At 47.1% G+C, this 9,516-nt stretch carries 7 protein-coding genes and 1 rRNA gene; 3 read left to right on the forward strand and 5 right to left on the reverse strand.

Annotated features, from left to right (window positions below):
- Positions 1-59: 59 nt before the first annotated feature.
- From ACY2RR_RS04940 to ACY2RR_RS04950, 3 genes are all read right to left on the reverse strand, one after another.
- Positions 60-2,441, reverse strand: coding sequence for a penicillin acylase family protein (locus ACY2RR_RS04940; protein WP_490107033.1), 2,382 nt, complete (start codon positions 2,439-2,441; stop codon positions 60-62).
- A 99-nt stretch (positions 2,442-2,540) separates the two neighbouring features.
- Entirely contained in the window at positions 2,541-2,846 is a 306-nt protein-coding gene (locus ACY2RR_RS04945; protein ID WP_490107034.1) for a high-potential iron-sulfur protein, read from the reverse strand.
- Between the two features lie 133 nt (positions 2,847-2,979).
- Positions 2,980-5,007, reverse strand: a complete 2,028-nt coding sequence (locus tag ACY2RR_RS04950; RefSeq protein ID WP_490107035.1) for a neutral/alkaline non-lysosomal ceramidase N-terminal domain-containing protein — start codon at positions 5,005-5,007, stop codon at positions 2,980-2,982.
- Positions 5,008-5,192: 185 nt separating this feature from the next.
- On the opposite strand from ACY2RR_RS04950, the gene ACY2RR_RS04955 reads away from it, so the two are divergent.
- Both ACY2RR_RS04955 and ACY2RR_RS04960 read left to right on the forward strand, forming a co-directional pair.
- Complete coding sequence (locus ACY2RR_RS04955; protein ID WP_490107036.1) at positions 5,193-5,792, forward strand: TetR/AcrR family transcriptional regulator; 600 nt, start codon at positions 5,193-5,195, stop codon at positions 5,790-5,792.
- A 51-nt stretch (positions 5,793-5,843) separates the two neighbouring features.
- A complete protein-coding gene (locus tag ACY2RR_RS04960; protein WP_490107037.1) occupies positions 5,844-7,718 on the forward strand; it encodes an MFS transporter in 1,875 nt (624 codons plus the stop codon).
- 43 nt (positions 7,719-7,761) lie between these two features.
- Here the strand turns inward: ACY2RR_RS04960 and trxC are convergent, their stop codons facing one another.
- The gene (gene trxC, locus ACY2RR_RS04965; protein WP_490107038.1) at positions 7,762-8,208 is read right to left on the reverse strand and encodes a thioredoxin TrxC; all 447 of its coding nucleotides are present in this window, start codon (positions 8,206-8,208) and stop codon (positions 7,762-7,764) included.
- Positions 8,209-8,332: 124 nt separating this feature from the next.
- Between trxC and ACY2RR_RS04970 the strand changes: the two genes are divergently transcribed.
- Positions 8,333-9,142 carry a hypothetical protein gene (locus ACY2RR_RS04970; protein ID WP_490107039.1) on the forward strand — a complete coding sequence of 270 codons (810 nt, stop codon included), beginning with the start codon at positions 8,333-8,335 and terminating at the stop codon, positions 9,140-9,142.
- Between the two features lie 62 nt (positions 9,143-9,204).
- On the opposite strand, the gene rrf is transcribed toward ACY2RR_RS04970, so the two are convergent.
- A 5S ribosomal RNA gene (rrf, locus tag ACY2RR_RS04975) occupies positions 9,205-9,320 on the reverse strand.
- Positions 9,321-9,516 lie beyond the last annotated feature (196 nt).

The following is a 9,516-nucleotide window of genomic DNA, read 5'->3' on the forward strand; positions in this document are numbered from 1 at the left end:
CTGCCGCCAATAGTAACAAAAGCGGCAGATTACGTGAGGAAAGTTATTAGAGTCTGTTCTTAGCGAACAGCTTCAAAGGTAAGGGTGTATTTCGTTTCACTCGGCAGGAAAGAACTTGGCTTTCCTTTCAGCCAGTATTTAAAACCTGCCTGATAAAATGAGGAAAGTGGGTGCCCACTCTGGCCTCCCGGTATATGCATAATCCCCTGCTCTTCATAACCGGGGGATACAATCATTCGTTCAGATACACCTTCACTCGGCTTTTGAGCATTGGGAATCCATGCATCTCCTGCAAGTTCAACTGCTGGCATATTCAGCCAGTCACCGACGATAGGTAAAGCACCGGAAAGAGGGTGGTTAATTTTGGCGGTATTACGCTCTCCCCAGGTTCTTTCGGCCAGTTGATGCGGACCGCCCAAATCAGCAGTTACCTCATCAATAATTTCGAGAATTAAATCATTCCAGGAGCTATACACCGGCGGCAACCAATTCTCAGGCTGCTGCTCCAGTAAACGTATTACCGCAGATTCTTCCCGATTCAGATCCTGCATCCAGCTGTCTTCTACTTTTCCTTGGGCTCCTGCCTTTAAAAGAAAATAACGACCTAAATGACTCAAAACTTTCAGCTTGGCAGCATCCTGGAATTCCCGAACCAGCCGGTAACCCACATCATCGGTTGCAGCCTGACCAGACCAGTTATCCACAAGCCGGGCAAATTCCGCTCTGCCTTCTTTTCTGGAGTCATCAGCCTCAACGGCTTTCAACACCACTTCCCGCCAGCTGCTCATATACAAAGCGGAATTATCAAGAGCGATTTCAAGCAGGTCTTCCTCTTTGAATGATTCCTTCCGTGCAAGGGCATCCCTGATCTGCATAGACCGTGGGCCGGGAGCATAACCACCATTGCCAATCTTGTCGTAATCGGCACCACTGGCAACCCGGGAATTGGCTGTCCAGATGCGGCCATTCTCCGGGTTAAGTACCATGGGATAGTTATCCACAGGCAGCCATTCTTTCCAGCTTTCCTCAGCCTGCTGCCAAGTTAACGGGTAAGTGGAATCGACTCCGGAACGTGTGGGGATACGGCCAGCAATAGACCAGCCAACATTCCCTTTGCTGTCTCCAGTTGTAAAATTCTGGGCCGGAATACCGCTGATATTGGCAACGTTAATAGCCTCATAAATATCCTCAGCCTGTTCCAGCAGGTAGAGATTACCATTGGTGGCTTCCGGGTTCTGGGCTGTCCAGCGTAACGCCTGACGCGTTCCATCAAACTTTGATTCTTCTACAGGCCCCCAAATGGTGTAACGGGTTTTGTGGAGAATGGCCTCCTGCCCTTTGATAGCAATAATATCTTTGCGCAGTTCAAACTCTTTCGGGCCTTCAGACGTCATATATTTTCCGTCTTCGGTCAGCTCCAGATTTACCCGATCGTTCCAGTCTCCATAACTGTTGGTAAATGCCCAGGCTACCGAGCCATTACTTCCCACCACAACAAATGGTGTGCCGGGAAGAGTGAGGCCATTAACCCGCCTTTCACTGTTTCTATCTTTATAAACCAGTTGAGCGCGATACCAGGTTGTTGGAACTCGCAGGCCCAGATGCATATCGTCTTCAACAATGGCGCCACCGGTTTTACTTAACCGGCCAGAAACTGCAAAGTTATTACTGCCAATAGCGGAAACAGGTTTAAGAGTTCCTTTTAGGGCTGCATAGGACGCAGCAGGAGTATCCCGTAAATTGACCAGTTCTGGCCCCGGAATGGTTGGTTCACGGCCATTGTCTTCTACCAGAGGAGCGTCCCAGCGGGTTTGTGGAGGAGATAAGAACTCTGTGACGTCTCTACCAGCAACGCTGCTGAGAAAACCTTTAGCCTGATCCATAGCCGCCAGTTCATCATTCAAATCCAGATACATGCTGAATACCGCCAGAAAAGAATCTTCCGGAGACCACTCTCTCGGAGCCTGATTCAGCAACCAATATTCGAAAGGTCGGCTGGCAAGGTCTGATATTCCCTGATTCACACCACTGGTATAAGCCAAAAGAATCTGACGACTGTTTTCATCTAAATCGGCTATTACTTGTCTGGCAACTTCCCTGAACCGGTGAATACGAACTTTTTTGTCATGGTTTAAAGCGATTTCACCAAACAGCTCTGACAGCTCACCAGCGGAATTGCGCCGGTTAAGATCCATCTGGAAAAAACGATCCTGGGCATGGAGATAGCCAGTTACAAATGCCACATCACTGCGACTTTCACCCTGAATGGTTGGAATACCCTGTTTATCTCGGAAGGCCTGAACATTGTTTTTAATGGTTTGCGAGCGAACCTTTCCATCAAGTTCCGGAAGGCTCAAAGAAAGAATGCCGTAAAGAGACAACGCACCAAGAACAGCCATAACAACGATGAACAATGACAGCTGGCGTAACCGGGCAAACATATCCAGACCTCATTTCATTTTTGTTTTTATTGAACTCAAGATTACGGGGAGAGGGGGGAATGCTCCAGAATTATTTTCTGGAGCGATTGAGAGGGAATATTACGCTGGCTTAATAGCCCACACCGCACACCAGCCTTCAGGCTCAACGGATTTCCCTGGGAAAATGTTGCAACCCTTGGTACTCGCGACATAGTGCATACAGTTGTCGCACCGGCTGCCGTCTTTATAGTTCGGCATCTTCTTCGCTTCTTCAGTGGACTTCTTATACTTCAGCGCGACAGCTGTTGGGTCATCTTCTTTCAAAGGAACAAGGTCTGCCCCCTGGGACACCTGTATGTTTAAGGCTGGAATAAGCACGGCACCGGATGCCAGCTTAAGGAACTGGCGTCTTGACTGTTGTGACATGGGATATCTCCCTTAGTGTGTTTTTCATCAGGCTCACAGAGAAATCTAGAAGAGCTCTCCACAGAAGCCAGCTCCCGATTGACTAATTCGGGAGCCAGTCATACACATCGTTACAACACTCAATAACGCTTTTCTAAAAGGTCTCTGAATACACCTTACCAGAGTTTCCTCTTGGTTCTATAGCGAACCGATATTCTCCAGTTTCCAATTCGGCAGGGTTGTACCAGCGAGTTTCCCAAACTGCCATACCATCCTGTGCATTAGCAACCTTTCGAATCTCCAGGTCGTAACCATCATCAGAGATTGGCTTGTTGTCTATTTTAAGCAGTTTCCACCCGTCTTCCGTTTTCACCTCCACGCTCACAAGGCTCTCATGGAGGTTGATATTGGTTACTCCAACATCCTGCCAGCGAAAAGCGATATAGGGTTCTTGATAAATCTTACGGGCTTTCTGGTAAACCGGTTCACTGAGTACCTTCCGCTCACCCAGGCCGGATTCTGGCTCAGGCAGGAAGTCTGCCGCTTTCAGGGCATAAGACCACTCAGGAAGAAGTTCCTGAACATTGCCAGTATCAAGCAGGTCTGCCGCAAGACTTCCCAATTGAGCAGAAATATAAGGCGTCATATTTCGACCATACAAGGTATGGCCACCTTCATAGTTCTGTCGGTCATACTCTTCCGGCGTGGTGGTGTAGCCAAAATAGCCATTGGATGTGCTGATCACTGCCGCATGCTTAAGTGCTGAATCACCGGCTCTGCGATATTCAGCAATCACCTGTTCACCAATACGGCGGCCAGATTCAGCCGTTACTTCAAAAGGCAGTGGCAAAATAGCTAAGTCATTGACCTGCAAAAGCTGGAAAAGAACTGTAGTTGGGAAACTCTCTTTAGGTTCAGCAATTGGCTGTAAAGCGCTGAATCCAAGAATACGCTTGCGCCCCTGGCAGCTGTCTGTGAACCAGTCTCTCCGCGCCATATCATTTCCGCCCTGGAAAATTGGCAGTGCAGCAAGCCAGGGAGTTCGGCGTTCAAATGCTCCACCCGCAAGGGCATTACCTGCAGCCGGGTCTTTGCAGATATCGACACCAGCAACTTTATTATTTTCACGAATATTGATTTCACGGGCTGCGGTACGAAGTGTCAGTGAATCACTTAGCTTTGCACCCAGTTCTTCAAACATTACCCAGGCTTCATTACCAAGCTTTGTTCCCACATCGCGGGATTCTTTCCAGTTGACTGGCAGATGTGCGAACAGGCTATCTCCACGGAAAGGCAGTGCCGGAGCCATATCTCCATGAGCGCCAGTAGTCAGGCCATGAATAACGGACCATTGTGTCTGGTATTTTTCAGCAATATTCCACTCAACTTCACGCTGGGCATAAGCGAACAGATCTGCGTTATACACATCAACAGGTGCACTGATGCTTGTGGCATGAACAGAAAAACTGGAGAAGGCACCTAAAGGTTTCCAGCTGCCCTCATCATCCTGAGCATCAACCCGAATCATATATAGAGCAGGATTCACTGCTTTGAAAATATCATCCTGATTTTCCTGACCGGGGTTTAGCTTATAAGACGACAATGAACGATTACGGTTAATGCCATAAATATCCTTACGGCCAGTAGCGACTTTGGCCGGACGACGATTTGCCCAAGCCTCTTCAACACCTTCTGCTATACGAGTCGAAACGAAATCAAGGAAGCGCTGCTCAAGCCCTGCACCACTGGAAGCATGCTTGTTATAAAAATCATTATGGTGAAAATTGGCAGGTGCCGAATGGGTGTGAGTTCCCATTACGGCGATATCAGCTGGATTCAAACCAGTCTTCTCAGCAACAGCAGATGCCACCTGATGTTGGAGCAACAAAGAACCTGCAAACAGATCCATTTGTATCAAAGCCATAGACTTACCCTGTCCATCATTGAGATAAACAGTTCTGGCCTTTAAGCGAGTGCGAAATCCTTTTCCTTTATTAGCCATCATCGAGTATCCCCCCATCGGCAAACCGGGAGGCGGAGTGATATCCACTGATGATACCCCCGCCATAATGGAACTTTCTGCTGGGGGAATAACAGTTGTCGGTTGTCTGATATTTACCTGAGTAACAGATGAGCAACCGACCAGAAAAAACAGTGCAAAAAAAGCAAGGGATCGCTTCATGGGAAGTTCCTTATTATTTTTATTTGCACCATGGTATCACATTAAGTTTTTTAATCATTATTACCCAAAACACATTGATTAAAGACTCAAAAGCCAAAAAACAGTTTTCACGAACATGTTGACTCATAAATTCAGTTCATATAATTTAATTGAACAGCGTTCAATTAGTGTTTTTATAATATCCCATGGCTAGACGATACGATCACTCCAGAGATGAAATACGACAGCTCACGCTAGAACATGTGAGGAGTGTTCTGGAGCGTGAGTCGGCAAATTCTCTCAGTTTGCGGAAAGTTGCCAGGCTTGTGGAATATACACCCGGAACACTGATCAATATTTTTGGCAGCTATTCAGGCTTACTACTGGCTGTGAATGCAGAAACCCTCGATGAACTATATGCATTCTCTCTGCAGGCGACAGAAGGTAAGGGCAGCGCTACTGAAAAGCTGCATGCACTGGCTCTCGCTTACCTGGAATATGCCTGCTGCCATACCAACCATTGGAAACTTGTATTCGAGCATCAAATGCCGGAAGGAGAAGATATTCCTGAATGGCATCAGCAACGCATCAACAAAATGTTTTCTCTTCTTGATGGTTGTTTAAAAGCTATTGCTCCCGCCAAAACAAGCCCTGAAAGAGAGGTAGCCACTCGCGTTCTGTGGGCCGGTGTTCATGGTATTTGCCTTTTGGCAACAGACGACAAGCTGTTTGTTTCAGAAGATCATGCCGCTGGAGATAGTTTAATCCAGTCGCTTATTAATAATTATTTAAAGAGTTGGTGTTAGTCCTTATCCGCTTAGAAAGAATAAAACTACACAAGATCAGGGAGTGTCAGTATGTCAGAAGCCAGTCAGTTTAATCTGTTAGGAAAAAAGCGGTTCATGCCGTTTTTCTGCACCCAGTTTATGGGAGCATTTACCGACAACATTTATAAAAACAGCCTGATGCTTATGGTTGCCTTTGCCGGGGCTACAAACCTGCCTGTGAATGCTGACACGATGATGAATCTGGCTGCCGGGCTCTTCATCCTGCCATTTTTTCTGTTTTCAGGTACTGCAGGGCAGATTGCAGATAAGTATGAGAAGTCAGCCCTCATCCGTAAAATAAAGATCATCGAAATTGCCCTTATGGCTGTCGCCTGCTTTGCAATACTGACTCAGAATTTCACAGCCCTTTTAGTACTTCTGTTTCTTATGGGAACCCAGAGTTCCTTTTTCGGCCCTGTGAAATATGCCCTTCTCCCTCAGGCTTTAAAAGATGATGAGCTTGTTGGCGGTAACGCTCTGGTTGAAATGGGAACTTTCGTTGCTATTCTCGCCGGCACCATTGGGGCAGGTTTTCTTATTGAGTTTGAAAACTCAGGGATATGGATTGCTGGCTCGGTTATGACCTTTGCAACCCTGGGGTATTTCTTTAGCCGTGGTATACCTGAATCGCCATCTACCAACCCAGACCTGAAACTGGACTGGAACCCTGTTACCCAGACTCTAAGAACCTTACGCTATGCCCGTCAGGACAAAGCAATATTCCAATCCATTCTTGCCATTTCCTGGTTCTGGGCTTTGGGAGCTGCTTACCTTACCCAGCTTCCAAATTTTGCTAAGGATGTTTTGTCTGGTGGCCCTCAGGTCGTGACACTCATGCTTGCCGTTTTCACAATTGGCGTAGCTCTGGGCTCTCTTATATGTGAGCGTCTTTCTGATCAAATCATCGAAATAGGCATTGTCCCGATTGGATCACTTGGCTTAAGCATTTTTGGTATAGATCTGTTTTTTGCCATTGAACCTGCAGCCCTGACAATAATGAATGCAAGTGAGTTCATCTCTCAACCTGGCAATATCAGGGTTCTGTTTGATCTCGGTATGATCGGCTTTTCCGGTGGTGTATTTATCGTTCCCCTTTATGCCTTGATACAGCAACGCGCCAAACCTGAGCAATGTGCCCAGATCATCGCGGCCAATAATGTTTTGAATTCTCTGTTTATGGTGGGCAGTGCGGTAGCAGGTATTATTCTGCTTGGTATTCTTGAGCTGTCTATCCCAGCTTTCTTTTTAATCATCGCGATCGTGAATATCGCAGTGGTAGGTTACGTTTATTCTCAGGTTCCGGAGTTTGTGCTTCGTTTTGTAGTGTGGATGCTGTCGCATACGATGTATCGGGTCACCCACAAGAAGCTGGAAAACATTCCTTCCGAAGGTGCCGCGGTTCTTGTCTGCAATCATGTGTCGTATGTTGATGCACTGCTGATTGGCGGGGCCGTTCGTCGCCCTGTTCGGTTCGTTATGGATCGCAGTATTTACAACACAACAGGGCTGAACTGGTTCTTTAAACTCAGCAAAACCATCCCTATTTGTTCAGAGCACAAAGACCCTGAAACTTATCACCGGGCTTTTGAGAAAATCAGTGAAGAACTCAGGGATGACAACCTTGTATGCATTTTCCCGGAAGGGCGACTGACAACAGATGGGAATCTGGGTGAGTTTAAAAAAGGTATCGACAAGATTCTTGAGAAAGATCCTGTACCTGTTGTTCCCATGGCCCTCAAAGGCTTATGGGGAAGCCTGTTCAGCCACAAAGATGGACACGCTCTTACCAAGCGCCCCAGAAGATTCTGGTCAAAAGTCGAGCTAACAGCAGAACCTGCCAAGCCTGCAAACTCCAGCACCTCTGCAACTCTCGAAAAGAAAGTGGCAGAGATGCTCACGGATTAAAAGCCACACAACCCGGGCCTGACACAAGCTTCAGGCCCGGCAATCATTTCATTTTTTTAGTCACCCCGGACAACCACTGCTTCATTTTTGGCAGTGGCAATGCCCCGGAAACCCGGTCAATTTCTTTTCCTTTATGGAAAACAATCATGGTTGGAATACTGCGGATATTATACGCACCGGCCAGCTGCTGATTTGCCTGTGTATCCAGTTTTGCCAGCCGAACCCCGGGTTCAAGATCCTTGGCAGCCTGAGCATAAGCTGGAGCCATTGCCTTGCATGGCCCACACCAGGGCGCCCAGAAATCTACCACTACGGGAAGGTCTGTCTGGGTCAGAAATCGCTTGAAGTTCCCAGCATTCAAATCAACTGGTTTACCGGTAAAGAGCTGGGTTCGGCACTTGCCGCAAATTGGGCCATCCGACAGGCGATCACCAGGAATACGATTGGGTGCACTGCAACGCCCACATACAACCTGAACGGGCTGAGACATAACAATATCCATCACGGTTTCTACAGAAGCACATTATGCCCGAGCCAAAACCATTTGCAGCACTCAGATTCGCCGAATGCATACCGATAGCCTTGTTATTCAATCAACCTTAACGGTGACAGGAATGCGTCAAAATGAAGACTCAGGGATAAGCTTTAAGGCAATTGTTGTTTGGATAGCAGCTGGATTAATGGCAGTTATTGCCAGCACCGCAAGTACCGCACCAGTAATAAAGAAAGCAAATCCATTATCAGAACTCACAGAGCTGAACGAACGCTGGCCGGAAGTGTTCGCCAACAAAGATATCAAAGCCTTGCCTGAGTTCTACAGCAAAGATGCATTAATGGCTCAATACCCTTATGAGCCAGACAACAACATTCAGGGGCTCGAATCTATCTCTTCCATGTTTGAAAACGGCCCTTTTCAACTGAACGATGCTTCCGTAGAAACATGGACAATGGCCATGGATGCCCGTGAGGACACGGCCCTTATTCTCAAGCGCTGGAGCCTCAGCCATGAAGGAGGGGATTTCTCCGGCCTGGCAATTAAACTGGCAGAGCTCGATAAGAGCTGGCTTTGGAATATTGAGATCAGCGGTGGCGGGATGAAAAGTCTTGCTGATTTTGCAGAGAATGATTACGAATCTGACAATTCAGCATTCAACTATGTCACGTCGCGAATGGTGACTCATAACAAGCCTGGCCACCGAGAGAGACATATAGATTTTGATCTCAGCGCAGTAGAGCAGACAGCTCGTTTTGCCCCCAGCTTTGATAATCTTCTTGCTATTGAAAATGGCGACAGAGGTTTGCTGATTACCAAAGTTTCAAAACAGGGTTATCAGTTTATTGCCTTTGTCGCAGTAAAGCGGGAAAACGGTGAATGGAATAATGCCGTTCGGCTGATAAAGCTTTTAAGAAAACCAAATCAGTAGATTTTAAATTCGATATAAAGCAAAAACCCCGAACACAAAGTGCTCGGGGTTTTCTAATTAAAGCCTGGCGATGACCTACTCTCACATGGGGAAACCCCACACTACCATCGGCGATACTTCGTTTCACTACTGAGTTCGGGATGGGATCAGGTGGTTCCAAAGCTCTTTCGTCGCCAGGCAAAACTGTGATGAAGACGATCTGTTGATCTTTGTGTCTTCACCTAGGAATCTGTCGTTTGTTGCTGACACTGTAGTATGTGTCGATCGTTTCGCGTTATTCGCTCAGCTTTCTTTTTCAAGATCGCTTTGGCGTTATATGGTCAAGCCGCACGAGTCATTAGTACTGGTTAGCTCAACGCCTCACAACGCTTACA

The sequence above is a fragment of the Parendozoicomonas sp. 2304DJ65-17 genome (assembly GCF_058148445.1).

Bases quoted from the DNA above. Each gene is read 5' to 3' on its own strand.
- ACY2RR_RS04950 (WP_490107035.1), bottom strand. From the start codon at position 5,007: ATGAAGCGATCCCTTGCTTTTTTTGCACTGTTTTTTCTGGTCGGTTGC.
- ACY2RR_RS04945 (WP_490107034.1), bottom strand. From the start codon at position 2,846: ATGTCACAACAGTCAAGACGCCAGTTCCTTAAGCTGGCATCCGGTGCC.
- ACY2RR_RS04955 (WP_490107036.1), top strand. From the start codon at position 5,193: ATGGCTAGACGATACGATCACTCCAGAGATGAAATACGACAGCTCACG.
- trxC (WP_490107038.1), bottom strand. From the start codon at position 8,208: ATGTCTCAGCCCGTTCAGGTTGTATGTGGGCGTTGCAGTGCACCCAAT.
- ACY2RR_RS04940 (WP_490107033.1), bottom strand. From the start codon at position 2,441: ATGTTTGCCCGGTTACGCCAGCTGTCATTGTTCATCGTTGTTATGGCT.
- ACY2RR_RS04970 (WP_490107039.1), top strand. From the start codon at position 8,333: ATGCGTCAAAATGAAGACTCAGGGATAAGCTTTAAGGCAATTGTTGTT.
- ACY2RR_RS04960 (WP_490107037.1), top strand. From the start codon at position 5,844: ATGTCAGAAGCCAGTCAGTTTAATCTGTTAGGAAAAAAGCGGTTCATG.